Annotated in this window: 31 protein-coding genes; 9 read left to right on the top strand and 22 right to left on the bottom strand. The window is 67.7% G+C overall.

All coding sequences use genetic code 11. From position 1 onward, the window contains the following. Window positions 1-18: 18 nt before the first annotated feature. The gene (locus FVF75_RS09180) at window positions 19-654 is read right to left on the bottom strand and encodes a hypothetical protein (protein WP_148377683.1); all 636 of its coding nucleotides are present in this window, start codon (window positions 652-654) and stop codon (window positions 19-21) included. Window positions 655-903: 249 nt separating this feature from the next. Between FVF75_RS09180 and rpsF the strand changes: the two genes are divergently transcribed. From rpsF to FVF75_RS09160, 4 genes are all read left to right on the top strand, one after another. Next, the gene (rpsF, locus tag FVF75_RS09175; protein ID WP_148377682.1) at window positions 904-1260 is read left to right on the top strand and encodes a 30S ribosomal protein S6; all 357 of its coding nucleotides are present in this window, start codon (window positions 904-906) and stop codon (window positions 1258-1260) included. Window positions 1261-1278: 18 nt separating this feature from the next. Next, window positions 1279-1506, top strand: coding sequence for a 30S ribosomal protein S18 (gene rpsR, locus FVF75_RS09170; protein WP_148377681.1), 228 nt, complete (start codon window positions 1279-1281; stop codon window positions 1504-1506). 10 nt (window positions 1507-1516) lie between these two features. Further along, on the top strand, window positions 1517-2140 hold the full coding sequence (rplI, locus tag FVF75_RS09165; protein WP_148377680.1) for a 50S ribosomal protein L9: 624 nt from the start codon (window positions 1517-1519) through the stop codon (window positions 2138-2140). Between the two features lie 258 nt (window positions 2141-2398). Continuing rightward, window positions 2399-2824, top strand: coding sequence for a transglycosylase SLT domain-containing protein (locus FVF75_RS09160; RefSeq protein ID WP_484177384.1), 426 nt, complete (start codon window positions 2399-2401; stop codon window positions 2822-2824). On the opposite strand, the gene FVF75_RS09155 is transcribed toward FVF75_RS09160, so the two are convergent. From FVF75_RS09155 to murQ, 8 genes are all read right to left on the bottom strand, one after another. Continuing rightward, a complete protein-coding gene (locus FVF75_RS09155; RefSeq protein WP_148377678.1) occupies window positions 2821-3234 on the bottom strand; it encodes a GNAT family N-acetyltransferase in 414 nt (137 codons plus the stop codon). The two genes, FVF75_RS09160 and FVF75_RS09155, sit on opposite strands and share 4 nt — an antisense overlap. After that, entirely contained in the window at window positions 3234-4355 is a 1122-nt protein-coding gene (locus FVF75_RS09150; RefSeq protein ID WP_148377677.1) for an anhydro-N-acetylmuramic acid kinase, read from the bottom strand. Before FVF75_RS09150 ends, FVF75_RS09155 begins: the two co-directional genes overlap by 1 nt. A 1-nt stretch (window position 4356) precedes the next feature. Continuing rightward, window positions 4357-5358: a serine hydrolase domain-containing protein gene (locus FVF75_RS09145; protein ID WP_148377676.1), complete on the bottom strand. Its 1002-nt coding sequence runs from the start codon at window positions 5356-5358 to the stop codon at window positions 4357-4359. Between the two features lie 3 nt (window positions 5359-5361). After that, entirely contained in the window at window positions 5362-7092 is a 1731-nt protein-coding gene (locus tag FVF75_RS09140) for an ABC transporter ATP-binding protein (RefSeq protein WP_148377675.1), read from the bottom strand. Beyond that, entirely contained in the window at window positions 7089-7928 is an 840-nt protein-coding gene (locus FVF75_RS09135) for an ABC transporter permease (protein ID WP_148377674.1), read from the bottom strand. Before FVF75_RS09135 ends, FVF75_RS09140 begins: the two co-directional genes overlap by 4 nt. Then, a complete protein-coding gene (locus FVF75_RS09130; protein ID WP_148377673.1) occupies window positions 7928-8887 on the bottom strand; it encodes an ABC transporter permease in 960 nt (319 codons plus the stop codon). The genes FVF75_RS09135 and FVF75_RS09130 overlap by 1 nt, the downstream gene beginning before the upstream one ends. 21 nt (window positions 8888-8908) lie before the next feature. After that, window positions 8909-10417 (bottom strand): ABC transporter substrate-binding protein, encoded by a 1509-nt coding sequence (locus tag FVF75_RS09125; protein ID WP_222861212.1) that lies wholly within the window; start codon window positions 10415-10417, stop codon window positions 8909-8911. 62 nt (window positions 10418-10479) lie between these two features. Beyond that, on the bottom strand, window positions 10480-11418 hold the full coding sequence (murQ, locus tag FVF75_RS09120) for an N-acetylmuramic acid 6-phosphate etherase (RefSeq protein ID WP_148377671.1): 939 nt from the start codon (window positions 11416-11418) through the stop codon (window positions 10480-10482). 285 nt (window positions 11419-11703) lie between these two features. Here murQ and FVF75_RS09115 point away from each other — a divergent pair, with 285 nt between their 5' ends. Continuing rightward, a complete protein-coding gene (locus tag FVF75_RS09115; protein WP_148377670.1) occupies window positions 11704-12552 on the top strand; it encodes a MurR/RpiR family transcriptional regulator in 849 nt (282 codons plus the stop codon). Window positions 12553-12555: 3 nt separating this feature from the next. Here the strand turns inward: FVF75_RS09115 and nagB are convergent, their stop codons facing one another. From nagB to FVF75_RS09075, 8 genes are all read right to left on the bottom strand, one after another. Further along, window positions 12556-13332, bottom strand: coding sequence for a glucosamine-6-phosphate deaminase (gene nagB / locus FVF75_RS09110; protein WP_148377669.1), 777 nt, complete (start codon window positions 13330-13332; stop codon window positions 12556-12558). 7 nt (window positions 13333-13339) lie between these two features. After that, window positions 13340-14128, bottom strand: coding sequence for a GntR family transcriptional regulator (locus tag FVF75_RS09105; protein ID WP_222861211.1), 789 nt, complete (start codon window positions 14126-14128; stop codon window positions 13340-13342). Between the two features lie 73 nt (window positions 14129-14201). Then, entirely contained in the window at window positions 14202-15167 is a 966-nt protein-coding gene (locus tag FVF75_RS09100; protein ID WP_148377668.1) for an MBL fold metallo-hydrolase, read from the bottom strand. A gap of 77 nt (window positions 15168-15244) precedes the next feature. Then, the gene (locus FVF75_RS09095) at window positions 15245-15835 is read right to left on the bottom strand and encodes a riboflavin synthase (RefSeq protein WP_148377667.1); all 591 of its coding nucleotides are present in this window, start codon (window positions 15833-15835) and stop codon (window positions 15245-15247) included. 65 nt (window positions 15836-15900) lie between these two features. Next, complete coding sequence (locus FVF75_RS09090; protein WP_148377666.1) at window positions 15901-16671, bottom strand: DUF3618 domain-containing protein; 771 nt, start codon at window positions 16669-16671, stop codon at window positions 15901-15903. Then, window positions 16668-17051: a phage holin family protein gene (locus tag FVF75_RS09085; RefSeq protein ID WP_148377665.1), complete on the bottom strand. Its 384-nt coding sequence runs from the start codon at window positions 17049-17051 to the stop codon at window positions 16668-16670. Before FVF75_RS09085 ends, FVF75_RS09090 begins: the two co-directional genes overlap by 4 nt. Continuing rightward, window positions 17048-17575 carry a hypothetical protein gene (locus FVF75_RS09080; RefSeq protein ID WP_148377664.1) on the bottom strand — a complete coding sequence of 176 codons (528 nt, stop codon included), beginning with the start codon at window positions 17573-17575 and terminating at the stop codon, window positions 17048-17050. The genes FVF75_RS09085 and FVF75_RS09080 overlap by 4 nt, the downstream gene beginning before the upstream one ends. Window positions 17576-17680: 105 nt before the next feature. Next, complete coding sequence (locus FVF75_RS09075) at window positions 17681-19456, bottom strand: sensor histidine kinase (RefSeq protein ID WP_187393028.1); 1776 nt, start codon at window positions 19454-19456, stop codon at window positions 17681-17683. A gap of 227 nt (window positions 19457-19683) precedes the next feature. On the opposite strand from FVF75_RS09075, the gene FVF75_RS09070 reads away from it, so the two are divergent. Both FVF75_RS09070 and FVF75_RS09065 read left to right on the top strand, forming a co-directional pair. Continuing rightward, a complete protein-coding gene (locus FVF75_RS09070) occupies window positions 19684-21474 on the top strand; it encodes a PAS domain-containing sensor histidine kinase (protein ID WP_187393027.1) in 1791 nt (596 codons plus the stop codon). Beyond that, window positions 21471-21824: a response regulator gene (locus FVF75_RS09065; RefSeq protein WP_148377661.1), complete on the top strand. Its 354-nt coding sequence runs from the start codon at window positions 21471-21473 to the stop codon at window positions 21822-21824. The genes FVF75_RS09070 and FVF75_RS09065 overlap by 4 nt, the downstream gene beginning before the upstream one ends. 10 nt (window positions 21825-21834) lie before the next feature. Here FVF75_RS09065 and FVF75_RS09060 read toward each other — a convergent pair whose 3' ends face one another. From FVF75_RS09060 to FVF75_RS09040, 5 genes are all read right to left on the bottom strand, one after another. Further along, window positions 21835-22326 (bottom strand): MgtC/SapB family protein, encoded by a 492-nt coding sequence (locus FVF75_RS09060; RefSeq protein ID WP_148377660.1) that lies wholly within the window; start codon window positions 22324-22326, stop codon window positions 21835-21837. 133 nt (window positions 22327-22459) lie between these two features. Next, the gene (locus FVF75_RS09055; protein ID WP_148377659.1) at window positions 22460-23425 is read right to left on the bottom strand and encodes a PRC-barrel domain-containing protein; all 966 of its coding nucleotides are present in this window, start codon (window positions 23423-23425) and stop codon (window positions 22460-22462) included. Window positions 23426-23748: 323 nt separating this feature from the next. Then, entirely contained in the window at window positions 23749-24813 is a 1065-nt protein-coding gene (locus tag FVF75_RS09050; RefSeq protein ID WP_148377658.1) for an AI-2E family transporter, read from the bottom strand. A 122-nt stretch (window positions 24814-24935) separates the two neighbouring features. After that, window positions 24936-25592, bottom strand: coding sequence for a DUF1236 domain-containing protein (locus tag FVF75_RS09045; protein ID WP_217353149.1), 657 nt, complete (start codon window positions 25590-25592; stop codon window positions 24936-24938). 213 nt (window positions 25593-25805) lie between these two features. Further along, the gene (locus FVF75_RS09040; protein ID WP_148377657.1) at window positions 25806-25997 is read right to left on the bottom strand and encodes a CsbD family protein; all 192 of its coding nucleotides are present in this window, start codon (window positions 25995-25997) and stop codon (window positions 25806-25808) included. Between the two features lie 262 nt (window positions 25998-26259). Here FVF75_RS09040 and FVF75_RS09035 point away from each other — a divergent pair, with 262 nt between their 5' ends. Both FVF75_RS09035 and FVF75_RS09030 read left to right on the top strand, forming a co-directional pair. Beyond that, window positions 26260-26523 carry a DUF7218 family protein gene (locus tag FVF75_RS09035; protein WP_148377656.1) on the top strand — a complete coding sequence of 88 codons (264 nt, stop codon included), beginning with the start codon at window positions 26260-26262 and terminating at the stop codon, window positions 26521-26523. An 88-nt stretch (window positions 26524-26611) separates the two neighbouring features. Then, window positions 26612-26773, top strand: coding sequence for a DUF1328 domain-containing protein (locus FVF75_RS09030; protein WP_148377655.1), 162 nt, complete (start codon window positions 26612-26614; stop codon window positions 26771-26773). Window positions 26774-26812: the final 39 nt, after the last annotated feature.

The following is a 26812-nucleotide window of genomic DNA, read 5'->3' as shown; positions in this document are numbered from 1 at the left end:
CTCGTTCGGGTGCGCGGCTCAGGCGACGCGGCGCGGCACCACCTTTTCGGCCTGCCGGTGCACCGGTTGTGCCGGCGCCGGCGGCTCGGCGGCGCGCTGCAGGTCGCGGGTGATCCGGTCGCGCAGGCGCTCGAGCTCGTCCTGCTTGCCGGTCGCGATCTCCAGCGCATCGTTGCCGGTGCCGACACGCAGGAACAGCCGGGTGGCGTTGCGCTGTTCTTTCGAACGCAGCAGGAACACCGAGGAGATGTCGCCAAAGTTCAATACGCCCTTTTCCCGAAACGCACCGTTCACGGCGCGGGTGCCGATGCGCACCTCGTTGCGGGTGGTGTCGAACTGGAATTCGCCCGGCGTGCAGGTGCGCCCGACCCAGAAGATATAACCGCCCAGAATGGTGAACATCACCATCGCGCCCAGCTTCATGCCCAGCACTTCGGGGGTCAGAAGCGCATCCGGCATGATCCACAGCCCGGCCGCCGCCATCAGCAGGATCGCGCCGATGAACCGGCCGCTGGAGGCAACCAGCATCCCGGTCACGCTCTTGGTGGCGGCATCGCGGATGGAATAGCCCCAATGGGTGTTGTCCACGGCCAACGCGTGCTTGTCGCGCCTTGCGCTCGGACGTAGGTCGAATTCAGCGGCAGATGCGGACATGGTGTGGCTCCTGCGGTCCATCCTCTTCAGGTTGTTTGAATTGTTGCGCAATCACTTTGGCGGAAATTGGGCGGGCAACTGGCGATTTGCGGGCAGCCACCACGCCGGCCACCGGGCTTGCATCGGCGCCTGAGCCGTGTATAAGGCCCCGTCCTTCCGCGTATCGACTGAACCGCGTGGCCTCTCGTGGGTGGGAGCGGAAGGCATGACCCGCCCTTTGAAGCGCGCCTTGAAAGAACTGGAGATGACATGCCGCTTTACGAGCATGTGATGATTGCGCGTCAGGACTTGTCCAACACGCAGGCCGAGGGCCTCATCGAACATTTCGGAACCGTCCTTGCGGACAACGGCGGCAAGGTCGTCGATTCCGAATACTGGGGCGTCAAGACGATGGCCTACAAGATCAACAAGAACCGCAAGGGGCATTACGCCTTTCTTCGCACCGACGCTCCGGCGCCGGCGGTGCAGGAAATGGAACGCCTGATGCGCCTGCATGACGACGTGATGCGGGTTCTGACCATCAAGGTCGACGAACACGAGGAAGGTCCGTCGGTCCAGATGCAGAAACGTGAAGAACGCGGCGATCGCCGCGGTCGTGACCGGTAAACGAGAGAGGATCAGAACATGGCCGCAAAACCGTTTTTCCGCCGCCGCAAGGTCTGCCCGTTCTCCGGCGACGATGCGCCGAAGATCGACTACAAGGACACCCGGCTGCTGCAGCGCTACATTTCCGAGCGCGGCAAGATCGTGCCGTCGCGCATCACCGCGGTGTCGTCCAAGAAGCAGCGTGAACTGGCCCGTGCGATCAAGCGCGCCCGGTTCCTCGCGCTGCTGCCCTATGCCGTGAAGTAAGGAGAGCATCATGCAAGTCATCCTACTTGAACGCGTGGCCAAGCTGGGCCAGATGGGCGATGTCGTGGACGTCAAGTCCGGCTATGCGCGCAACTTCCTGTTGCCGCAGGGCAAGGCGCTGACCGCCTCGAAGGCGAACATCGCCCAGTTCGAAAGCCAGAAGGCGCAACTCGAGGCCAACAACCTCGAAACCCGCAAGGAAGCCGAGGCGATGGCGCAGCGGCTCGACGGGCAGCAGTTCGTCGTGATCCGCGCCGCGTCGGACGGCGGCAACCTCTATGGCTCGGTCACCACCCGTGACGCCTCGAACGTGGCCACCGAAGAAGGCTTCACCATCGAGCGCAAACAGGTGCTGATCCGCCAGCCGATCAAGACCCTGGGCCTGCACGAGATCGAGGTGCACCTGCACCCCGAGGTCGTGGCCAAGGTTCACCTGAACGTCGCCCGCTCGCCCGAAGAGGCCGAGTTGCAGGCGTCGGGCAAGTCGATCCAGGAACTTGCCGCCGAGGAAGAGGCCGCGGCCGATTTCGAGATCGCGGAACTGTTCGACGACATCGGCGCCGCCACCTCGGAAGACGAGGACCTGGCCGAAGCCGTGGCCGAGGAAGAAGAAGCCTCCGAGGACAAGGCGTAAGCCTGGCTCCATCGACCGGAACACAGCGCCGCGCGGGACAACTCGCGCGGCTTTTTCATGTCGGCCGCCGGCCGTGCCCGATCGGCGGCGGATTGCCGAGGCTTCCTTTGGGCGCTTCACAGGTCGGTGAAATCGGCGCAGAGTGTCGCCCGGGACAATGAGGAAAGATCCATGACAGCATTCACGCGCGCCGCCGTCGCCACCATTGCGATTGTCGGGCTGTCCGCCTGTGCGCAGGTCAAGAACGTGGTCAGCACCATGGGCGACCTCGGCGGGCCGGAGCGGTCCGCCGCACTCCAACCGGGCGAGCCTGCGCTCTATCCCAACGAGACGCCGGAACTGCGCGTGCTGATCAACAAGTGGGCCGATCACTACGGCGTGCCACGCGACCTTGTGCATCGCCAGATCGTGCGCGAATCCAGCCACCGGCCCGGCGCGCGCAACGGGCCCTATTACGGGCTGATGCAGATCCTGCCGCAGACCGCCCGCACCATGGGCTATCGCGGCGCGCCCGAGGGCTTGCTCGATGCCGACACCAACCTTCAATACGCGGTGAAATACCTGCGCGGCGCCTGGCTGGTCTCGGGCGGCAACCGCGACGAGGCGGTGATGTGGTATGCCCGCGGTTACTACTACGAGGCCAAGAGGCTTGGCCTGCTCGAGGAAACCGGCCTCAGGACCTAGCCCCAGCGTTTCGACAGGAACCAGCGCGAGCGTCCGGCGACAAAATCCGGGATCTCGCCGAACACCACATAGCCCTGACGTTCATAGGTCCGGCGCGCGACCGGGTTGAAGCAGTCGATATTCGCGCCCTTGCAACCGCGCGCCCGCGCCTCGGCCTCGGCCCGCTCCAGCATCGTTCCCGCAAGCCCCTCGCCGCGCCGCGCCTCGTCGACCCAGAGCCACTGGACATAGAGCCACCCCCAGGACGTGCTGCCCGACAGCCCGGCCACCAGCACATCCTCCTCGGCGATAACCGCCAACGGACGGCGCTCCGACGGCCCGACATCGGCGGCATTGAAGGCCGCAAGCGCCTGGCCGATTGCCTCGACCTCGGCCCCCGGCGTGTCGGTGATGCGAAACGACAGGCTCATCAACGCCCCCGCGCGATGCGTCCGCCCGTCATCGGCTCGGGAACGCCCGTGGTGGTGGGAAAGCTCAATGGCAGGCCGCGCAGGCTGCGCAGCGCGAGAAAGGCGAAACACTCCGCCTCGATCGCATCGCCGCGCCAGCCGACGGCCTCCGCCGGCACCGCCTCGATCCCGGCGCGCGCGCCAAGCGCCGCCATCAGCGCCGGATTGCGCCGCCCGCCGCCGCAGACGATCAGGCGCGTCGGGCGCTCCGGCAACAGGTCCAGCGCCTTGCCCACCGCCGCCGCCGAGAACGCGGTCAGCGTCGCCGCCCCGTCCGCGTCCGACAACCCCTCGACCCAGTCGAAACCGAAATCGAACCGATCGAGCGATTTCGGATAGGGCTGCGCCAGATAGGCATGGTCAAGCCGCTGTAACAGCCGCGCCTCGTCCACCTTGCCTTGCAGCGCCAAAGCCCCGTCACGGTCCATCGCGCCCAACCCGCGCGACTTGATGAAATCGTTGATCGGCGCGTTGGCCGGGCCGGTGTCGAAGGCGGCAATCGCCCCGTCCGCGCCGCGCCAGGTGACGTTGGCGACGCCGCCAAGGTTCAGAACCGCCGTGCCCTTGGGTGCGCCGATCCCTTCCAGAAGGGCGGCATGATAGCCCGCCGACAGCGGCGCGCCCTGCCCGCCCGCCGCCATGTCGGCCGAGCGGAAATCATAGACCACGTCGCAGCCCAGCATCTCGGCCATCAGCGCCCCGTCGCCCAGTTGACGTGTCTCTCCGATCCGCCCCGGCACCGGCGCACGGTGCAGCACCGTCTGGCCGTGAAAGCCCACGGCGGCGATCTGGCCAAGGCCCATTCCGGCCCCCTCGACCACCCGGCGCACGGCGTCGGCCTGCGCCAGCGTCAGCACCCGTTCTGCGCGGGCGAAAACCTCCGGGTCCGGCCCGGCAAAGCCCCAGTCCAGCGCCTGCGCCAGTGCCTGTTCCAGCATCGCGTTGATCTCGTCCGGGTAGGCGACAAGCTCATATGGCCCGAACTCCGCCACCCGCTCGCCATCGGTGCGGATCAGGGCCACGTCGATATGGCCGTCCAGCACCGTTCCGGTCATCAATCCGACCGCCCACTGAGGCTCCATGTCATTCGTCCTTTCCGTAGATTGCCCCCCCGACCGCCTGGCGCAGCCCGGCGATGCCGCTGTCGGTGTGGCGGCTGGGATGTATGCGATTGGTCAGAAGCGTCCAGGCGTGACCGGCGGCGAAGTCGATCCAGAGGCCGGTGCCGGTAAAGCCGGTATGCCCGATGGTCTCGGGCGAACAGGCGTCGCCACCCGACCAGCCCGGATGCGGCAGTTCCCAGCCATGCCCCCGCGCCTCGCGCAACTCTCGTCGCAGCAGGCGCGGATGCGCCTCGCCCGCCGCGTCCTGCGCAAGCAGCCCGGCGGCGAAATCGAGCACTGATCCGGCGGTGCCGAAGAGCCCCGCATGGCCCGCGCCGTGCAGGGCATAGCAATTGTCGTCATGCACCTCGCCCAACATCACCCGGCCCCGCCAAGTGCAATCCTCGGTGGCGGCACAATCGCCGGGCGGCGGGGCAAAGCTGAAGCCCGGCCCCGGCTCCATGTCGCGCAGCCGCCGCCCCTCGATCCGCTCCAGCGCGATGCCCAGGAGGATGAAGTTGATGTCGGAATAGACCGGCGGGCCCCGCCGCCATTCGCGTTGCAGCACGAAGGCGCGCAGCAACTCTGGGTCGGCGCCATAGGTATAGATCGGCTCGACCGCCGGAAACGGCGTGCGGTGGCCAAGGCAGTCGCGGAAGGTCACCTGCCTCTCCCAGGCCGTCATGTCGTATTGGCGCAGGTCGGGCAGGATGGTGGTCAGTGGCGCGTCAAGATCGAGCCGCCCGGCGGCAGCATGGGCCATGATGCGCTCGGTGGTGAAGATCACCTTGGTCAGCGAGGCGAGGTCGAACCAGGTATCCTCGTGCATGTCCCGGACCACCGGCACGATCTGCGCCCGCCCCACGGCGCGCACCTGCCGGGCACCGTCGCCGGTGACCAGCCCCAGCACGCCGCCCGGAATGCGCCCGGCTTTGACCGACCGGGACAGATGCGCGAATGCCGCCTCGAACCGTGCCTGCATCGCTCAGCCCTCGGCCCGGAACCGGTGATCGGCGCCCGCCTCGGCCCAGGGCACCGGCGCAGGCTCCCACCCGACCGGGCGCACCAGCGAGGGGATGGCGCTGGTATCGACCGAAAAGGCGGAATGGCGCCGCTCAAGGCTCGGGACAGCGGCGATCAGTTGGCGGGTGTAGCTGTGGCGCGGGTTGGCCAGCACCTCGGCGGTCGGCCCGATCTCGACGATCTGCCCGGCAAAGACCACGGCGATGCGGTGCGCGATGCGCTCGACCACCGCCATGTCATGCGTCACGAACAGGTAGGCGAGGTGAAACTCCTTTTGCAGATCGACCAGCAGGTCGAGCACCCGCGCCTGCACCGAGACATCCAGCGCCGAAACCGCCTCGTCCAGCACCAGCACGGACGGGTTCAGCATCAGCGCGCGGGCGATGCACAACCGCTGGCGCTGGCCGCCGGAGAACTCGTGCGGATAGCGCGCGAGGCTGCCCTGGGGCAACTCGACCCGCTCCAGCAGCCCGGCCATGCGCGCCCGCGCATCGGCGTCGATCCGGCGGCCCACCGCGATGTAAGGCTCGGCCAGTATCTGCTCGACAGTCAGGCGCGGGTTCAGCGATGCGTTGGGGTTCTGGAACACCATCTGCACCGGCCGCCCGGCCTCGCCCGCGTCACCAGTCTCGATCCGGCCCCGCGCCGGGGTTTCCAGCCCGAGGATGGCCCGCGCCGTGGTCGATTTGCCCGAGCCGCTTTCGCCCACGATCCCCAGCGTCTCGCCGCGCATCAGGTCGAAGCTCACCCCCTCGACGGCATGCACATTGCCGCTGTGGCGTTTCAAGAGCCCCGAGCGCACCGGGAACCGCACGCTCAGCCCCTCGACATCCAGCGCCGTCCGCGCCCCGCCGCCCCGCGCCCCGTCGCGCCGGGCGGATTTGCCGTCCGAGAAATGCGGCACCGCCTCCAAGAGATGCCGGGTATAGGGATGCTCCGGCGCATCCAGCACCCTGTCGAGCGGCCCCTGTTCCACCACGCGCCCCTCCTGCATCACCATCACCCGGTCGGCAAAGCCCGCGACCAGCCCGATGTCATGGGTGATGAAGATCATGCCGGTGTCGGTGTCGCGCTTCAACTCGGCCAGGAGGCCGAGGATCTGCGCCTGGATGGTCACGTCCAGCGCCGTGGTCGGCTCGTCCGCGATCAACAGGCGCGGGTTGCCCGCCAGCGCGATGGCGATCATCACCCGTTGCAGCATGCCGCCCGACAACTGGTGCGGCGCATAGGTCAGCCGGCGCGCGGCATCGGGGATGCGCACCCGCTCCAACGCCTCGCGCGCGGCAATGCGGGCATCGGCCCGCGTCATGCCGTGTTGCAGGCGAAACACCTCCTCGATCTGGGTGCCGACCGTCAGGACCGGGTTGAGCGAAGTCATCGGCTCCTGAAAGATCATCCCGATCTCGCGGCCCCGGATGGTTTCGAGCATGTTCTCCTCGGCGCGCGCCAGGTCCGACACGCTGCCGTCGCCGGCGGCGAACTCGATCTGCCCGCCGGTGATCCTGCCGCCGCCGAAATCGACCAGCCGGTTGATCGCCATCGCGGTCACCGACTTGCCCGAGCCGCTTTCGCCCACGATCGCCAGCGTCTCGCCGGGGCCAAGATCGAAGCTGACGCCGTGGACAACCTCGTTGTCCTCGGGATGCGCGCCGAAACCGACCCGCAGGTCACGCACGGACAAAAGCCCGGTCATGCCAGCGCCCTCCGCGTCTTGGGGTCGAGGATGTCGCGCAGCGCGTCGCCCAGCAGGTTGAAGCCCAGCACCGCCAGCATCAGCGCGATGGCGGGCACCAGCAAAAGCCACGGCGCCATTTCCATCAGGTTGCGCGCATCCGACAGCATCAGTCCCAATGATGCGTTGGGCGGCTGGGTGCCGAGGCCGAGAAAGCTCAGCCCCGCCTCGGTCACCAGCGCCCAGGCCAGCGCCAGCGTGATCTGCACCGTCAGGGGCGCGACCAGGTTCAGGGCCAGGTGGCGCGACATGATATAGCGGCGCGAACTGCCGAAGGTGCGCGCGGCATCGACGAAATCGCGGTGCTTCAATGACAGCGCCGGGCCGCGCACCACGCGGGTGAAGATCGGCGTGTAGACGATGGCGATGGCCAGGATCGAGGTCCAGCCGCTCGGCCCGAAGATGGCGATGATCAAAAGCGCCAGAAGGATCGCGGGAAAGGCCAGCAGCACATCCATGAAACGCATCACGATGCCGTCCCACAGCCCGCCATACCAGGCCGCCGAAAGGCCCAGAAGCGTGCCCGCAGCGCTCGCCACCCCGACCGAGGAAAACGAGACGATGAAGCTTTGCGAGATGCCCACCATCAACCGGCTGAGCACGTCGCGGCCAAACAGGTCGGTGCCGAACCAATGCGCCGCGCTCGGGGCCTGAAGGCGCGCGATGCGGTCCTGCACAAGCGGCCCGTAAGGTGTCACCCCGGCCTCACCCAGTGCGCCCGCAAGCACGAATGCCACCACGATGATCAGCCCGATCCGCCCCGACGGATGGCGCGCGATGTCACGCAAAAACTCCATCATTTCGTCTCGAACCGGATACGCGGATCAAGGGCTGCATAGGCCAGATCGACCAGCAGATTGACCACCATGAAGTTGAAGGCGATGAACAGGACCGAGCCTTGCACCAGCGCGTAATCACGTTGCTGGATCGCATCCAGCACCACCCGGCCCAGCCCCGGCAGCGCGAAAATCTGCTCGACCAGAACCGCCCCGCCCAACAGATAACCGAACTCGACCCCCGACAGCGTCACCACCGGGATCAGCGCATTCGGCAGCGCATGGCGCCAGATCACCCGGCGGCGCGACAACCCCTTGGAGCGCGCGGTGCGCACGAAATCCTCGCGCAATATGTCCAGCATCGCCGAGCGTGAAATGCGGATCACGGCGGCGGCAAAGGCCGTGCCCAGCGTCAGCGCGGGCAGGATCATCTGGGCCAGGTTGCGCGAAATACCCTCGGTCAGCGGCACGAAGGTGCCCATCTGCGGCAGCACGCCAAAGCCCACCGAGAGCACGAAAATCAGGAGCAGCCCGACCACGAACCCCGGCGTCGATTGCCCCACCATCGCGATCACCCGCACCGCCATGTCGGACGGCTTGTCCTTGCGGGTGGCGGCAAAGATGCCGGCGGGCAGACCGATCCCGATGGCGATCAGCATCGACAGCACCGCCAGTTCCAGCGTCAGCGGGAAATGCTCGAGGATGATGGTCATCACCGGCTTGCCGTAGGTCGTGGAAATGCCGAGGTCGCCCTGCAACACCCGGCTTAGCCAGCGCCAGAACTGCACGAACCAGTTCTGGTCCAGCCCGAAATAGGCCGTCAGCGCCTCGCGTTGGGCGGGGGTGAGCAGGCCGGACTCGGTGCCGAGCATCGCGGTGATCGCGTCACCCGGCACCAGCCTTATCGCGATGAAGACGAAGACCGACACGCCCAGCATCACCAGCGGAAACACCAGAAGGCGTCTGAGGGGATAGGACATGCCGGGTCTCCGTCCTTGCGCTTACTTCGCCAGCGACACGGCGCTGAGGCCGAACAGCGAACCGGTCGGCGTGGCCATGAACCCGTCCACGAACTCCTGCTGCGCGGCATAGCTGTAGCCGGTGTAGAGCCAGACCCAGGGCGACACTTCGGCCAGGTGCTTTTCGAACTTGGCGAAGATCTCCTTGCGCTTGGCCGGGTCGGTTTCCTCGCGGCCCTGGTTCATCAGCGTATCAAGCTCGTCGTCGATGTAATTGGCGACGTGCTGCAGGTTGCCGTCCTTGGTCCAGTAGCGGTTGTACATGGTGAACGGGTCGGGCTTGCCGCCGTTCAGCGCCACCGCCATGTCGAAATCGCCCGCCAGCCAGGCGTCGACATAGACGTTCAGCTCCATCATCTTGATGTCGAGGTCGATGCCCACTTCGGCCAGTTGCGACTGGATCACCTGCGCCTCGGCAGCGGCGGTCGGCGGCTCGCCGGTTGCGGCCATCACCGTGGCCGAGAAACCGTCGGCATAGCCCGCATCGGCCAGCAATTGCCGCGCCTTGTCGAGATCACGCTCGTAGCAGAACAGTTCGGACGTGGGGGTCTTGTAGGCCGCCATTGTCAGGGGGCCGGTCACTTCACCCTCGCCCAGCAACGCGGTGTCGAGGATGTCCTGCCGGTCGACGGCACAGGAAATCGCCTGGCGCACGCCCAACTCCTGCATCGCGCCGCGCGACGGGTTCAGTTGCAGCACGTGGTAGGACAGCACGGGCTTTGACACCAGTTCCAGCCCGGCCACATCCGGCACCAGCGAGGCGACGAACGGGTCGTTGAGCAGCGCGAAGTCGACCTGCTTTGAGCGCAGCGCGGCCAGGATCGCGGTCTCGTCCGGCAGCACCGAGATATCCAGCCCGTCGATCGCCACATCGCCGCCCGCCCAGTCGGGGTTGGCAGTGAGCGTGGCGTTCGAGTTCGGGTTCCAGGCGCCGAACACGAACGGGCCGGAGCCGACAACCGAGTTGCCGATATTGCCCGCCTCGATCTCCGCCGCCGGCACCACCGCCGCGTTGACCGAGGCCATCGCGGTCAGGAGCGGCACGTTCGGCTCGGACAGCTTGAACACCACGGTGGCGTCGTCCGGCGTCTCGATCGCGGCGATCGAGGTGAAGTTGGCGCGCGCCGCGGCACTGGTCGCCTCATCGAGGATACGCTCGAACGAGGCCTTCACATCCGCCGCGGTGACAGCCGCGCCGTTGTGGAATTTCGCGTTCGGGTCGAGCATCATGGTCAACTCGGTCGCGTCATCGTTGAACGACCAGCTTGCCGCCACGGCGGGCGCGATGTCGGCGTTCTCGTCGAGCCGCACCAGCGGCTCATACATCAGTTCGAGAAAGCGGATCGAGGAAAACGCGGTCTGCTTGTGCGGGTCGAGCCCGGTCGCGTCCTGCGACCACGCCACCTTGAGCGTGTCGGCAAAGGCCGGGGTGGTCAGCGCGGTGCCGCCGAGGGCAAGCGCTACGCCCGCGACGGTAAGCGATTTGGTCATTTGACGTTTCATTTTGAACTCCCAGTTCTGGACGAGGTGGATCGACCGGCCCGCCGGGCCGGTCACGGTTGCGCGGAGCTGCCCCGCGTCATTTCAATGGCCTGCCGCAACACGCCGCCCGCGGCATCGAGGCGGGCTTGCGAAGCCTCGCGGTCAAGCCCGGTCAGCGTCATCAGGATCGCCAGCTTCACGTCCTGCCCGCTTTCGGCCAGCCGTCGCTTGGCCTCCTGCGGGGACACGCCGGTGGTCTCGCACAGGATGCCGATGGCGCGGGTGGTAAGCTTCTGGTTCGAGATCGACAGGTCGACCATCAGGTTCTGATAGGTCTTGCCGATGCGGATCATCGCCGCCGTCGACAGCATGTTCAGCACCATTTTCTGCGCCGTGCCCGATTTCAGCCGGGTCGAGCCGGTCAGAACCTCCGGCCCGACCACCGGCGCGATGGTGATATCGGCCCGGCGCGACATTTCCGAGCCGGGATTGCAGGTCAGCGCCACAGTGTCCGCGCCGGTCCGGCGCGCGTAATCGAGCGCGCCCAGCACATAGGGCGTCTTGCCGCTGACTGCGATGCCGACCACCACGTCGCGGTCGGTCAGCCCGATGCCGCGCAGGTCGTCGGCGCCCTGCACCGGGTCATCCTCGGCCCCCTCGACCGCATGGCGCAGCGCGGTATCGCCGCCCGCGATCAGCCCCACCACCATGTCGGGCGACACCGAAAAGGTCGGCGGGCATTCCGAGGCATCGAGCACGCCGAGCCGCCCGCTGGTGCCCGCCCCGATATAGATCAGCCGCCCGCCGGCGCGAAACGCGGCCTCGATCCGGGCGACGGCGCGGGCGATCTGGGGCAGTTCACGTTCGACCGACAGGGCCACGCCCTTGTCCTCGGCATTGATCAGCGCGACGAGGTCGGGGATCGGCATCAGGTCGATATCCATCGAACGCGGGTTGCGCGCCTCGGACACGAGGCCGCGCAGATCGGCGATGGATTTGGCGTCGGTCATCCCCCCGGGACCTCCTGAATCGATCTGCGGGGAGAGTGGAATTGAAAATTCGTTCTGTCAACGGGATTGTGTATTTTTTATTCCTTCACGACGAGGCGGTTGGAGATGACAGCGTCAAATGAGATGATAAACACCCTCTAACCAACTGTCTTAGCACCGCTTATCCTTTCTCTCGAACCACCTACCCGACCCGAAAACCAACCCCGCACACAAATCCACCATTCACAAATGATCGGAAATCAGGAATATTCTATCCACATCGCCCCCCCGAGACCGAGGCCGCCCATGTCCGTGCTGACCATCATCAAGGCCCAGATCGACAGCTTTACCGCCGGTGAACGCAAGATCGCCGAGTTCGTCCTGTCCGACCCCGACCGCGCCTACCAGATGTCCTCGGCCAGCCTTGCCGAGGCCACCGGGCGAAGCCAGTCCGGCGTGGTCAAGTTCTGCCAGAAGCTCGGGTTTCGCGGCTACCAGGAGTTCAAGCTGGCGGTCAGCCAGGCCACCGCGCAGGCCTGGCCGGTGCCCGCGGGCGTGGTGCACGGCACCATCGACGCCTCCGACAGCTACGCCACCACGATCCAGAAGCTGATCGGCTCGAAAATCCACTCGGTGCAGCAGACCGTCGCGGCCAATGGCGAACACGCGCTGCGCCGGGCGCTCGATGCCATCGGCACCGCCCGGCGGGTGCAACTGGTCGGGGTCGGCGCCTCGTCACTGGTGGCGCGCGATTTCGGCTACAAGCTGCAAAAACTGGGCGCGCTGGTGATGTTCGACGCCGACAGCCACATCCAGATCGCCAATGCCACCGCGCTTGGCCCCGACGACGTGCTGATCGCGCTGTCCTATTCCGGCGCCAGCCTCGAAACCCTGCGCATCGCCGAGCAGGCCCGCGCCAAGGGCGCGCGGGTGATCTCGATCACCGGGGTGCAGCCCAACCGGCTGTCGGCGCTGGCCGATATCCAGCTTTTCGTGGTCGCGGACGAGGAAAAGGCGCGCTCCTCGGCCATCACCTCGCGCGATGCCCAGCTTGCGCTGGCCGATCTGCTGTTCATCCTTCTGGTGCAGCAGATGCCGCAGTCCAACGACCGCATTCAGGCCGCCGAACAGGCGGTTTCGGTGCTGAAATCCTGAGCCTCAGCCGAGGTCCACCTCTTCGCCGTCCGGGTGCACGATCTGGTAGTAGTCCCGCAGCTTGAGCTTCGCCGCCGCCTCTTCGTCCAGCACCACCGTTGCGTGGCGGTGAAACTGAATCATCGAGGCCGGGCAGAAGGTGCTGACCGGGCCTTCCACGGTGTTGGCGACGGCCTGGGCCTTGTGCGGCCCGGTGGCCAGCAGCATGACCTCGCGCGCCTCCATGATGGTGGCGATACCCATTGTGATCGCATAGTGCGGCACCTCTTCGTCGGCGCCGAAAAACCGCGCGTTGTCGTCGCGGGTCTTCTGGGTCAGGGTCTTGGTGCGGGTGCGCGAGCCGAGGCTCGACCCCGGCTCGTTGAAGCCGATATGCCCGTTGACGCCCAGCCCGAGCAGTTGCAGATCGACCCCGCCCGCCGCCGCGATCGTCGCGTCATAGCGTTCGGCCTCGGCGTTGGGGCTGTCGGCATTGCCCAGCGGCAGGTGCAGGCGGGCCGGGTCGGTGTCGAGATGATCGAACAGGTGGTGGCGCATGTAGGCGTGGTAGGATTGCGGATGATCCGGCGCCAGCCCGACGTATTCGTCAAGGTTGAACGACGTGACCCGGGCGAAACTCACCCCCGCCGCGCGCGCGATCAGGGCGCGATAGACCGGCTCCATCGTGCCGCCGGTGGCTAGGCCCAGCACCGCCTCGGGGTTGGCGCGGACCAGCGACAACATGGTGTCGGCGACACGCGCGACGGCGCGTTCGGCATCGGGGAAGATCAGGACTTTCATGGGTTCCTCAACTGGTCTGTTTCTGGTGTTGATCCGACAGGCTCAAACGGGTGGCGAATTCGTAGGCGGCACCGCTGTAGCGGGTTCGCGTGACCTCCAGCGCCCGGCCATCGGCCAGGAACGCCCGCCGCTCGAAGGCCAGCACCGGCGCCCCCGGCACCAGCCCAAGGCGCGCGGCATCGTCGTTTGAGGCCAGTTCCGCGCGCACCCGCTGAAAGCCGTGGTGCGGCACGTGGCCCCGCGCGCGCAGCGCCGCGTAAAGCGACGCATCGACCGCCTCGGGGTCCGGCAACAACGTGGCCGGCACCGCCGCCACCTCGACCGCCACCGGCACGTCGTCGGCCAGCCGCACCCGTGACAGCCGCGCCACCTCGGCGCCCGGCTCAAGCCCCAGCGCCATGCTTTCGAACAGTTCCGCCGGGGCGCGGCTGCGCTCGATCCACAGGCTCGACGGAACCCGCCCGCGCGCCCGCATTTCCTCGGAAAAGCTGGCCAGCTCCGGGGTTTTCTCGACCCGGCTGCGCACCACCGAGCGCGCGCCCTGCCGGCGCTGCACCAGCCCCTGCTCGACCAGCCGGTCCAGCGCCGCGCGCACGGTGACGCGCGACAGGCCGAGCCCCTCGGTCAGGCAACGCTCGGACGGCAGCGCCGCGCCGTCGGCCAACAGCCCGCCCGCGATGGCGCGCGACAGGGCCGCGGCCAGCCGTTGATAGAGCGCACCCTGCCCGGCCTCGCCCGCCATGGCGTGACGCAGCATCGCGGTCAGCGCTTCGGTATTGTCCACGGCTCCGGTCATCGCACCCCTCTCGCGCAGGTGATAGGCGGTGCCCGGCGGTCACGCAAGAGATATGTATTGAACTGGTATTATCTCAGAACTGCCAAAGCGCCGGAACGAACCGAAAGCGCCCGTCGATCTTCGTCACATGCCCGACCCCCGGGAACGGGAAGTGATAGCCGACCGTCGCGATCCGCTCGCTCGCCGCCATGTCGAGCAGGCGCAGGCGGCTTGCCACCGTCCCCTCGGGGTCGGCGTCCGCGGCGATCACCCAGCCGGGGTGGTCGAAGTTGAACCAGGCATGGGTCAGCGCGTCGCCGAAGGCCAGAAGCGCCTCGTCGCCCGAGGTGATCATCACCGACATATGCCCCGCCGTGTGCCCCGGCGAGGCCACCAGCCGCACCCCCGGCGCGACCTCGGCGCCGTCTTCGGCCAGGGTCCATTCGACCCCCTCGGCGCTCAGCGAATTCACCGCGCCGACCACGAACTGCTGATCCTCCGGTGCGACCCGGTCGACCAGCCCGTCTTGCAGCCAATAGGCATGTTCCGCCGCCCCGATGACATACTCCGCATCCGGCACCAGCGGTTCGTCGAAATCGTCGCGGATGCCCCAGATGTGATCGGGATGGGCGTGGGTGATGACCACGTGGGTGATACCGTAGGGGTCGATCCCCGCCGCCTCGAGATTGGCGACAAGCCGCCCCGCGGTCGGCAGGAACCGGCTGCCAGAGCCCACGTCGATCAGCACCCGGGCCTCGCCGGTCTCGACATAGACGTGGTTGGTATGGGCGTAATTGGCGTCCGGCGCGATGTAGTTGGCGGCGATGGCGGCCAGTTTCTCGTCCTCGGGGGCGTTGATCGCGATGCCGCTCATCGGTTGCGCGAACCAGCCGTCCGACACGATGCTGACCCGCGCCTCGCCCAGCGAAAACCGGAAATGCGCCGGGTTGCCGCCCTCGGGCGCCCCCAGCATGGCCCGGGCGCTGGCGGGCATGGCGAGCGCCGGTGCTGCGGCGGCGACCTTGAGGATGTCGCGCCGGGTCGGGCGAATGAGTGTCATCTGGGCCTCCCTGATCTGCTGCCAGGGATCATATGCGCAAGCCGCTATATGTCAAAGCACCGCGACCGGTGCTGCCCCTATCGCGCGGTCTCGTGCAGCCGCGCGACATAGCGCGCCAGCGTGTCGATCTCCAGGTTCACCTTGTCGCCCACCGTGATCTCGCCCCAGTTCGTCACCTCCTTGGTGTGCGGGATCAGGTTGACGCCGAAGCTGTCGCCCTCGACCTCGTTGACCGTGAGCGACGTGCCGTTGAGCGCCACCGAGCCCTTCGGCGCGATGAACCGCGCCAGCGCGGCAGGGGCCATGAGGCGCACCCGCGTGCTCTCGCCCTCGTCGATCACGGAAACCACCTCGGCCACCCCGTCGACATGGCCCGACACGATATGCCCGCCGAGTTCATCCCCGACCTTCAAAGCGCGTTCGAGGTTGACCCGCCGGCCCTTGTCCCAGGCCCCGAGATTGGTCTTGTCCAGCGTCTCGGCGGAGATATCGACGGCATACCAGCCGGGGCCGAGATCGACCACGGTCAGGCAAACCCCGTCCGAGGCGATCGAGGCCCCGATGTCTATCCCGGCGGTGTCATAGGCGGTTTCGATACGCGCGTGCATGTCGCCCCGGCGCGTGACCGAGGCGACACGCCCCACATCGGTGATGATCCCGGTGAACATCGGCAAGACTCCTTTGAGCCCTGCCTAAGACAGCGGCCGGAGTTTGCCAAGCCCACGGGTCGGGATCAGCGGCGTTCCCAGACCGAGGCGGCGGCTTCGCGTCCCTCGGCCAGCGCCGCTTCACCGGCTTCGCGCAGGGCGCGCAATTCCTCGCGCAGCACCTGGTCGGCCTCGTCCAGCAGCCGGTCGCGGGTGCGGCCAAGGGTGGCATCCTCGGTCCGGGTGCGCGGCAACGCCGCCCCCACCGCCGCGCCGATGGCCAGCGCCAGGGCGCCCGCGACCAGCGGGTGTTCTCGGGCCTGGTCGCGCGCTTCCGAGGCGCCGCGCCGGATCTGGTGTTCCAGCTTGTGCTGGGCCTCGATGGCCTTCTCGCGGGCCGCGCGCACCCGCTCGCGGGCCGCCTCCGACAGCTCTTCGGTGCCTTCGTGGATCGCCGCGCGCATCTCCGCGGCGCGGCTTTTCATCCTCTCGCCCACCGACGGGCCACCTTCGTCGCCATGCAGGTCGGGCAGGCTGGCGCGCGATCCGGCATAGCCGTCATCGGACCCCGACGCCCCGCCACGCTCCTTGCGCGCCGCGGCGGTCGCGCCGACGATCAGCGCCGCCAGACCGAGGCCGGTGACGGTCGTTGCGACCGGGTGGTCGCGCATGGTGCGTCCGGCGGCACGCGCCAGCCCGGCGCCCTCACGGCGCAGCGTTTCGCCGGCGGACTGGATCAGCCGCTCGGGCGAGTATTCGTCGCGCAGATGCTCGATCTTGTCGCTCAGTTCGGCACGCTCGCGCGCGATGTCGCGTTCGATGTCCTGGATGCTCTTGGGATCGTTTCTGTCGGTCATTTCAGTGTCTCCTTGATGGTCTCGGCATCACGGCGCAGGTTGTCGCGGCTGCGCCGTGGCACGAGGTTCAGTCGGTCGAGATCGCCCAACGCCTTGCGGCCCAGGGCCCAGGCCACGGCGACGAGGACAAGCCCGACGATCAGGCCGGCCCAGCCGGGGTCCAGTCCCAGCGCCACCAGCCCCGCAGTCGCAGCGCCAACCAGCGCATTGAACCCGGTCAGCGCCAGCGCAACCGCCAGCGCAAGCAGTCCCAGCGCCACCCCGGCGCGCCCGAGCGCCGCGCGAAACTCGGCGGTGATCAGGTCAAGTTCGCGGCGCAGAAGCCGCCCGAGGTGGTCGAGGATATCGGCCAGCAGGGATTGGCCGCCCGGCGCGCTCATCGCCGCGCGTCTCCGTTGGTGACGCGGCCCTTGCGGTCAGGGTAGCCGGGGATGTCGTCGCGGAAGGGATAGTCTTCGTCCGGGTCTTCCTCCGATGCGTCCGCGCCTTCACGCCCGGTCGCCTTGGCCAGCCGCGCCAGCGCAAAGCCGCCCAGCGCCGCGCCGGCGTAGAAAAGCAGGGGGTTCTTGCGGGCGAAGTCCTCGACATCGGCGCGCATCTGCCCCGGCTCGCGCTGGCGCAGGCGCTCGGCCAGACCGTCCAGCGCATCCGCCAGGTGGGCGGCGGCGCGGTGGCGGTAATCGTCGTCGTCGAAACGCCCGGCGGCGTCGCGTGCCGCCTCTCCGGTTTCGTCGATCTCGTCGGCGGCGGCGTCGCGCAAGTCACGCCCCTTGGCACGCAGCGCGGCCTTGCCGTCGTCGAGTTCCTCGCGCGCCATCTCGGCGGTCTCGTCGGCCAGATCCTTGACCGTGGCCTTGACCCGTTCCTTGGCGTCGCGGGCGATCTTCTTGGATTTCGTTGCCATGTCGTCCTCCGTCTGGTCGGCCAGCCCCAGCCGGTTCGGCGGGGCCGCTTGACAGGACAACCCCCGCCGCGCCCAGATGTTCCCGACCCGACCCGCGTCAGACCGTCACACCGTGGCGCTGTCGTCCGACGCGGCCGCGCGCCGGAAGCGCACCGTGACCGAATAGCGCCCCGGCGAGGCGTCACGCTCGGCGCTGCCGCCCAGTTGCAGCGCGAAGGCGTCGATCAGGCGCGCGCCCAGCGAAACCTGCGTCGGCGTGCCATGCGCCGCGGCGGCCGAATTGACGACCTCGAGCGTCACCCAGTCGTCGGGACCGTCGCGCAGATTGACGGCGATGGCATTGACCCCGTCCGCATCCGGCGCGTGGTGCTCCAGCGCGTTGGAGAACGCCTCGACGCTGAGCAGCGCCAGTTGCGCCGCCTGGTCGGGCACCAGCGTGACCGGATCGAGCGACAGGCTGATCCGCACCCCGTCCGCCCCGTCGCCCGAGGATGGCGACAATTGCCGCAGCAGCGCGTCGAGCAGCCGGTCGATGCGCACGCTGGAAAAGGTCTCGGACTCGTAGAGTTCGCGGTAGACGCTGGCCAGCCCGCTCAGCCGCCCCTGCAGCCGGGTAAGCTTCTGGCGCACCTCGGGCGTGTCGGTCTGGCGCTGTTCCATGTTCAGGATCGAGCTGATCAGTTGCAGGTTGTTCTTGACCCGGTGGTGCACCTCGCGCAGCAGCGCCTCGCGCTCGTAAAGCGCGTTCTCGAGGTCGGCCTCGTCGCGGATGATCTTGCGCGCCATCTGCACGAAGGTGCGGTTGATGGTCTCGAATTCGCGCAAGGCGCTGGGGCGGTCGACATCTTCCAGCACCCGCCGCCCGCCGGCAAAGTGCCGCATCCGCGTGCCCAGCGTCTCGAGCGGCCGCACCGCCAGGAGGTAGAACCCGATCAGCGCCACGACGACCCCCGCCAGCCACATCGCCAACGTGGTCACGATGGTGGTGCGCTCGGGCGAACCGGGCGTCAGGACACCGCGCTCGGGGCTGAAACTGGCCAGCGCGAAGGCCCGGCCCGGATAGATCGTGGTGACCAGGAACAGCCGCCGTTCGCCGGCCTCCGTCTCGGTGGCAAAGCTCTTGGGCGCCAGTTCGCCCAGTGTCTCCAGCGCCAGCCCGCGCGGCAGCACGTCGGCCAGCGGCTGGTTCATCATGTCCGCCGTCAGCACTTCGCCGGTGTCGTTGAAGGTCACGAGGTCAAGCGCGTCGGGAATGCTGTGACGTTCGCGCGCCGCCGCCATCGAGGTGACCGGCAGCGACAGCGAGATGAAGCCGAGAAAGCTGTCGTCGGGCGCGTTCACCGGCTGGGCGACGATCACCACCGCCCGCCCCGAGGCCCCGCCCGCCGGGGTGAACATGACCTTGGGTTTCTTGTTGTCGAACAATTCGCGGGTCTGCGGCTGGTCGGTGAAATCGAAGGTCCGGCCCAGGTTGTTGCAGCGCGACCAGCCGCCCTCGCGCACGAAGCCGACGAACAGCAGGTCGGGGATGGAAAAGGTGCTCTGCGCCATGATCTGCGAACAGCGCGCCTCGTCGGGATCGAGCAGCGCCACCGCCGAGGCCAGACCCTTGGCCAGCCCGAAGGCGGCGGTGATCGCGTCGCGTTCGGGCTGCACGGCGCGGGCGGTCAGGGTTCTGATCTGTTCATATTGCGAGATCTCGACCCGTTCGCGCACTTCGCGCACCTTGGACACGGCGATCAGCCCGACCGGCAGGATCGCCACGGTCAGAAACAGCGCGACCATCGCCAGCAGGCTGCGGTGCGGCCCCGGTTCCGGCGGCTCCGCGCCGGGATCGGCCAGTGGCGGCCTGCCGTCCTGCGTGTCGCCCGGCGCCGTCATGCGTCCGCCGACCCGCCGCCCCACGGGTTTGTATTGACCTGTTGCACGCTCGATCCCCTTCCCGACCGCATGGCAAAATCTGCCCATTATGATGGGCAACGCCGGATCGGCGCAATTGTTCCGCGGCGGTGTGCCTCCATTTCTCAACGTCATGCCGCAAAAGGCTTTTCTTGCGACGGCGCTTTGGCTAATCTTGCGTCTCGTGCTCTCTCGGATCGGGGATGACGATGACCACGCGACCCGCGCAAGATGCCGACCATTGCCTGTCGGACCATGAAACCCGCGCCCGGCTGGCCGGCATACTCGATACCGCGCCGGCCTTGATTTCCCTGCACGAAGGCAAGGATCACCGCGTCACCTATTGCAACGCGCTGCACGATCACCTGCCCGGCCCCGCCGATCGGCTGGGCAAGCCGCTGGTCGAGGCGATGCCGGAGTTCGCCACGCCCGAGATCCTCGCCCAGTTCGACCGGGTGCGCGCCACCGGCGAGGCCGCCGAGGCCACCGAGCTGCCGGTCGAGATCGCCCCCGCCCCGGACCGGCCGGCGGTGATCCGCCACTTCCGCCAGGTGCTGCAACCGGACCGTGACGAACAGGGCCGGATTACCGGCGTGATGCGCTTTGCCTTCGAGATCACCGACGAGGTCGCGGCCCGCCAGTCCGCCGACCGGGCGCGCAACCGGTTGCAAACGCTTCAGGACAGCCTGGCCGCCTTCGTCGGAATGCTGACCCCGGACGGCACCCTGACCGAGGCCAACGAGACCGCGCTTTCCGCCGCCGGGCTGAAGCCCGAGGACGTGATCGGCCGGAAATTCTGGGACGCCTACTGGTGGAGCTGGAGCGAGGACAGCCAGACCCGCCTGAAAGCCGCGGTGGCCGAGGCGGCGCGCGGCGAAACCGTGCGCTATGACGCCGAAGTGCGGGTGGCGGGCGGCGCGCATATCGTGATCGACTTCCAGCTCGTGCCGGTGATCGAGGCCGACGGCAGCGTCTCGTGCATCATTCCCTCGGCCATCGACATCACCCAGCGCCTCGCCGCCGAGGAGCAGCTGCGCGAGGCGCTGGCCCAGCACCAGGCGTTTTTCGACAACACGCCGGTCGGGCTGGCGATGCTCGACCTCGAGCGGCGCTGGATCAGGGTCAACCCGGCCTTTGCCGCCCTGTTCGGCATCCCCGCCTGCGACCATATCGGCAAACGTCCGCAGGAGGTGGTGCCCGACGGCGTGTTCCACCCCGATCCGGTCGCGGAAATCCGCCGCACCGGCCAGCCGATCCTGGGCTACGAGGTGCGCACCCCCACCCCGGCCTTTCCGGGGCAGGAGCGTATCCTCGTGCACAATTTCTTTCCCATCGAGGTCGATGGCGAGATGCGCGCCGTGGGCAAATCCGTGCAGGACGTGACCGAACAGCGGGCCGCCGAGGACCGCCAGGCCCTGCTGATCGCCGAGTTGCAGCACCGGGTAAAGAATACGCTGGCCACGGTGCAATCGGTCGCCCGCTTCACCGCCCGCCACAGCGAGGACAAGGCGGCCCTGGTCGCCTCGCTCCAGGACCGGCTGGCGGCGATCGCGCGCAGCCACGACGCGCTGACCCGCGACAACTGGAGCGGGCAGTGGCTGACCACCCTGATCCGAAACGAGATCATGCCTTATGACAACGAAACGTCCGACCGCGTGACCATCACCGGCGACGATGTGCGGCTGAACCCGGCGCAGGTCATGTCCTTCGGGCTGGCGCTGCACGAACTGGCCACCAACGCCGCGAAATATGGCGCGCTGTCGGTTGACGGGGGCCGGGTCGAAATCTCGATCCGTGCCGCCAGGGGCGCGCTGTCGCGGCTGGTCTGGAAGGAAATTGGCGGCCCGTCGGTCGAGGCGCCCACGCGCACCGGGTTCGGGTCTTTCCTTCTCGACAAGGTGCTGGGGGCCGAGCTTGGCGCCACGGTGACGACCGAGTTCGAATCCGACGGGCTGCGCGTCGTGGTCAATGCCGCCAGCGACAGACAGGCACCGACATGAGCACGCCGAAACGGGTTCTCGTGCTGGATGACGAGGTGATCGTCGCGATGGACCTGGCCCAGACCATCGAGGAGGAGGGCCACGCCGTGATCGGCCCATTTCACACCGTCGAGGCGGCGATGCGCGCGGTGTCGGATGCAATGCCGGATTGCGCCGTTCTGGACGTGAACCTGGGCGAGAGCCTCACCAGCGAGCCGGTCGCCGCGATGCTGGACGGCCATGCGCCGATCCTGTTTCTGAGCGGCTATGAATATGCCGGATCGGAGATCTTCGCGCGGTTTCCCGGCGCCGCGCGTCTGCCCAAGCCCTTGTCGCTCGACGACCTGCTGGACTGGGTGCGCTCGGTCTGAGCGCCCGGGGTCACTCGGAGCTTTGCGTCGGCGGCGCCTTGTCCTCGACCACCTTGAGCAGGCCGGTGATGACGATGGCGGGAAAGGTGGTGATCAGCGCCACGCCCCACAACCCCAGCCCGCAGGCCAGGCCGACGGCGGCGGCCAGCCACAGGCTCGCGCCCGTGGTCAGCCCGCGCACCTTGCCGTTCGAGAACACGATCATCCCGGCAGCCAGAAAGGCGACACCGCTGGTCAGCGCCTCGATCACCCGGATCGGATCGACCCGCACCGGATCGGGATAGTCGCCGGCCCGGTCGACCAGTTCCAGCATCAGAACGCAATAGACCGCCGAGGCCATGCCCACCAGCATGTGGGTGCGCAGCCCCGCCGGGCGATTGGCGCTTTCCCGCTCATAGCCGATCAGGCCGCACAACAGCACCGCCCCCGCCATGCGCAGCGCCACCACTTCCCAGGGCAGGCTGCCCATCGTGGTGATCTCGGTTTTCAATGTCTCGAACATCGCCCCTCCAACCTCGCAATCCGGTATCGAACCAACCCGGATACCGCGGTTTGGTTCCCGCAAGTCCCGAACGCGAAGGGGCCGCCCGAATGGACGGCCCCCGCGACGGTTGCATCAGGTCAGTGGCGTGGGATTACCCGTTCCAGGTCTCCATCGCCTCCAGTTCGTCCTGGCTGTGGTCGATCTCGACCCGCAGCTCGGCCAGACCCTGACCCTGGGTGATCTCGAGTTCGTCGAACGACAGGGCAACCGGCTTTTCACCGATCCCGAGGAAGCCGCCGACGTCGATCACGACCGTGTCGATCTCGCCATCCTGGGCCACGACGATCTCGGAAATCTCGCCGACGGAATCGCCCGAAGGCTCATAGACCGTGGCGCCGTCAAGATCCTCGGCGGTCAGGGTCGCCGGGTCGATCCCGATGTCGCGGGCCAGATCGCTGGCGGCCTCTTCGGTGGCCGCGGCCATGTCGCTCGCCGCCTCCTCGGTGGCACGGGCCGCATCGCCGGCCGCCTCTCCGACCGCGTCCGCGGCATCGGCGGTGGCGTCGCCGAAGTCGTCGGCGGCCTCAGCGGTCGCGTTGCCGATATCCTCGGCTGTCGCGGCAAGGTCTTCGGACAGATCGGTGGCCTCGCCTGCCGGCTTCAGGCCCATGTCGTCGACCGACGCCTCCTCGAACGCGACCGCGTCGGCAAAGCCGTCCATGCCGCCGGTATAGACCGCGACGATCTGCGTCTCGTCGCCCCGGACCGTCATCAGGTCCAGCTCGGCGGCGTCGATCGCGACCCGCTCGGCCCCGGCCTCGACATCGTCCGAGGGCGCGACCACGAGCATGGCGACCTCATCGTTTTCGTCGACAAGAACCTGCTCGACCGTGCCGATCGCGTCCCAGACGCGCGGCACTGCGGTGATTTCGTCGGTGTCCATCGTGTAATTCTCGGGCATGTAGACCTTGGCCTGCATCAGGCTCGAAACGCTGAGGTTGCGGTCGTCCACCGACACGCTCGCGCCCGATGTCATGTCGGCGCCGGCATGGCTTTCGGCCTGCAGCGGCAGGGCGGTCAACAGGGTGATGGCGGTTGTCGTCAGAAGGTGTTTCATGGCGTCCTCCGTCTTGGGTGCATTCGGCGGGGACCAGCGCCCCGCGGCTCTGGGGAAAGAACACCTGCGGCGCGGTCGTGTTCCGTTGACGTGGCGAAATCTCCTCATGTTTTTGGCGATTTCGGCCGGAACATGCCGCCCCGGAGGCGCGCCCCGCGCGCCCAAACGAACAACCGGGGCGAAAAAAATTTCATCGCGCTGGAACAGATCGTGGCTGGCCCGGGTTCACACACGGGAACCGGAAGGTTCCCACATCGCCCCCCGCCCCACTCTTCCCCTCCTCCCCTCCCGCGGCGGGGGGCGACCGCCGCCCCACCAGACCGTCAGGTTTCCGCATCCTCGCCGGCCGGGCGATCGGTGAAGATCTCGAAGGTTTTCATCACGATCACCAGGATCGGAATGGCGATGACCCCGCCGATCGGACCCCAGAGCCACAGCCAGAACACCAGCGCGACGAAGATCATCAGGGGATTGATCGCGATCCGCCGCCCGACCAGCGCCGGTGTCGTGAACTGCGCCTCGATCAGGTTGAGCGCCAGGTAGGCCGCCGGCGGCGCGAGGCTGAGCGCGCCGTCGAACGCCATCAGCCCGGCCAGCAGCAAGGCCCCCGCCATCGTGGCCGGGCCGAGATAGAGCACGAAATTCAGCATCATCGCGGCTGCTCCCCAGGCGACGGCACCGGGCAGGCCGATCAGGGTCAGCGCACCGGCGACCGCCAGGCCGAGGCCGGTGTTGATGATGGTGATGGTCAGGAAATAGCGCGAGATCAGCGCCTCGGTTTCGCTTACCCGCCGGGCGGTGGCCACGGCATCGCCACCGCCACGGGCCGCGCCGATCCGTGCTGCCAGCCAGCGATAGATCGAGCGCCGCGTCAGCAGGAAAAAGAACAGCCCCCCGAGAAAGATCGCGATCTGCGCCAGGATCGCCGGGGCAAGAAACAGCGCATCCATCAGGGTGGGAATCTCGGCTGAGGCGTCTTCGCGCTGTGGCGACACATCGCCCAGGGCGCGCGCCACCTCGTCGTTGACGTTGCCGAAACTCTGGATCAGGTCGCGGTATTCGCGCAGGAGCTTGAGCAATTCCCACTTGATGCGCGGGATCTGGTCGATCAACTGCCAGAAATAGGGCTCGACCAGGAAGGCGAGCGAGGCGAGGAACAAGGCCCCCGCGACCATCACCAGGGTGGCGGCCAGGGTCGGCGGGACGCTCAGCCGCTCCAGCCGGTCGACCAGCGGCCCCAGCATCACCCCCCCGACCAGCGCGGTCGCCAGCGGCGCCACGATGTTGCCCGCCAGCTTCAGCGCCACCAGCACCGCCAGCGTGGCAAGGACCGCGGCGCTGAGGCGCAGGACGGGATCGGCTGGGGGGCGGGCGGCGGGCGCTGTCATGAAGGGGCAACGCCGGGGTGTGGGCATCGGTTCCACGCCATCGCCGGCGCCGACCGGCCACAAGACGCGAAACCCCGCCGGACCGGGCCGGCGGGGTGCAGGTTTTCGGAATGCGCGCGGTGTCAGCGCACCACGTGCACGATCACCCGGGTTTCCGGATCGACGATCACCGGCAGCCCGTTCACATAGGCATAGGCATAGGTGTCGTCCGGGATCTCGGCCAGCGTCACCACGTCGGGCAGCGCCGCGCCGGTGACAACCTCGCCTTCCAGATAGACCGGCTCGAGCGCGTTCTCGCGCACATAGGTCACGGTCGTGGTCGAAACCTCGGCGGTGGCGCCGGCGGCGCTGCCCAGCACGGCGCCGGCGGCGGCGCCCAGCGGTCCGCCAAGGATCATGCCGCCGATGATCGCCCCGGCAACCCCGCCTGCGGCAGCCGCGCCCGCGGTGTCGCCGCCCTCGTAGGTGACGGTGCCGACGCTGGTGCGCGCCTCGGTCGAGACGATCGGCTCCGGCGCGTCCATGGTCTCGGTCAGATAGGCGCCGTAGGCCCAGCCTTCGGTGCCGTCATAGCTCACCCGGCACCAGTCGGCGGTTTCCAGACAGCCCTCGACGAAGGCGGTGTCCTCGCCCTTGATGACGCCGATGATCTCGTATTGCGGGCCGGGACCGGCGCGCAGGTTCAGATCGGTCATCGCCTGGGCGCTGAAATCGGCGCTGGCGGGAACTGCGGCAAGCGTCAGCGCGCTTGCGGTCAACAGAATGTTTCGCATGGGCATGGTGTCCTCCTGGGGTCGTTATGCCAATTTGTGACGGCGCTCATTCGCGCCCTTGGACCCGGACAACCGGCACCGATGCGATAGGTTCCAGACCAGTGGCACGGCCCGGCAAAAACCTGCCAGCCCGGCAACAACCCGCTGACACGACACGAAAAACGCCCGCCGTTTCCACGGCGGGCGCCTTCGTTTTCCGGTCTGAACGCCGGGCCGGCGTCAGCTCGTCCAGCGGTCGAGCTCTTCGCGGACCTGTTCCTTTGTCTTGCCGTATTTCTGCTGGATCAGGCCCTCGACCTGCTCGCGCTCGCCCTTGGTCTGGGCCAGTTCGTCGTCGGTCAGCTCGCCATACTGCTCGCGCAGCTTGCCTTGCCATTCCTTCCAGTTGCCCTTGATGGTGTCCCAGTTCATGACATGCCTCCTTTTCGGTTCAGGTGTCGTATGCCCTGTCAACGCCCGACCGCACCCGTGGTTCCATTCGATCGCCGCCCGGGGCCGAGAAATTTATTCCCGGTGGCGGGAACCTTTTCGCCCCTGGCGGGTTCAAACCCACAGAAACGCCCTGTTCCCGGCGTTTCCCGCTGGACACGTCCCTGTCCCGTCTCGGCGGGTGGTCCCCTCCCCGGACCACCCGCCATTTTTCACCGTATCCATCGACCGGAGGAGATATTCGATGACCAAGGACCACGGACCCACCATCAAGAAGGACGACACCTACCAGGCGCTGCGCGACGAGGGCGCGAGCAAGGAAAAGGCCGCCCGCATCGCCAATGCCCAGGCCAACCCCTCGCAACACCCGGGCCGCAAGGGCGGCAAGTCCGCGCCCTACGAGGACTGGACCCGCGACGAGCTTTACGACCGCGCCCGAGAACTTGAGATCGAGGGCCGTTCGGACATGACCAAGGACGAGCTCATTTCGGCGCTCAGGTCACGCTGATCCGGCCGGCGCGGAACCTTTCGGCCCGCCGCCGGTTGACCCGGCAGGCCCCCGCAGCGGGGGCGAGAAACAACCGGAGGACTTAACCATGCTTGGATGGGCCGTCACTTTCCTGGTCATCGCGCTGATCGCAGCGGTTTTCGGATTCGGCGGGATCGCCGGCACCTCGGCCGGCATCGCGCAGATCCTGTTCGTGATTTTTCTGGTGCTGTTCGTGGCCTCGCTGGTCGCGCGCGCGCTGCGCGGATGACCTCGGCACCACCGGGGCGAAAACGCCCCATGAAAAACA

It is taken from the genome of Maritimibacter fusiformis, from assembly GCF_008086115.1.
GTDB lineage: Bacteria > Pseudomonadota > Alphaproteobacteria > Rhodobacterales > Rhodobacteraceae > Muriiphilus > Muriiphilus fusiformis.
This window is presented reverse-complemented; position numbering and strand designations above follow the sequence as displayed.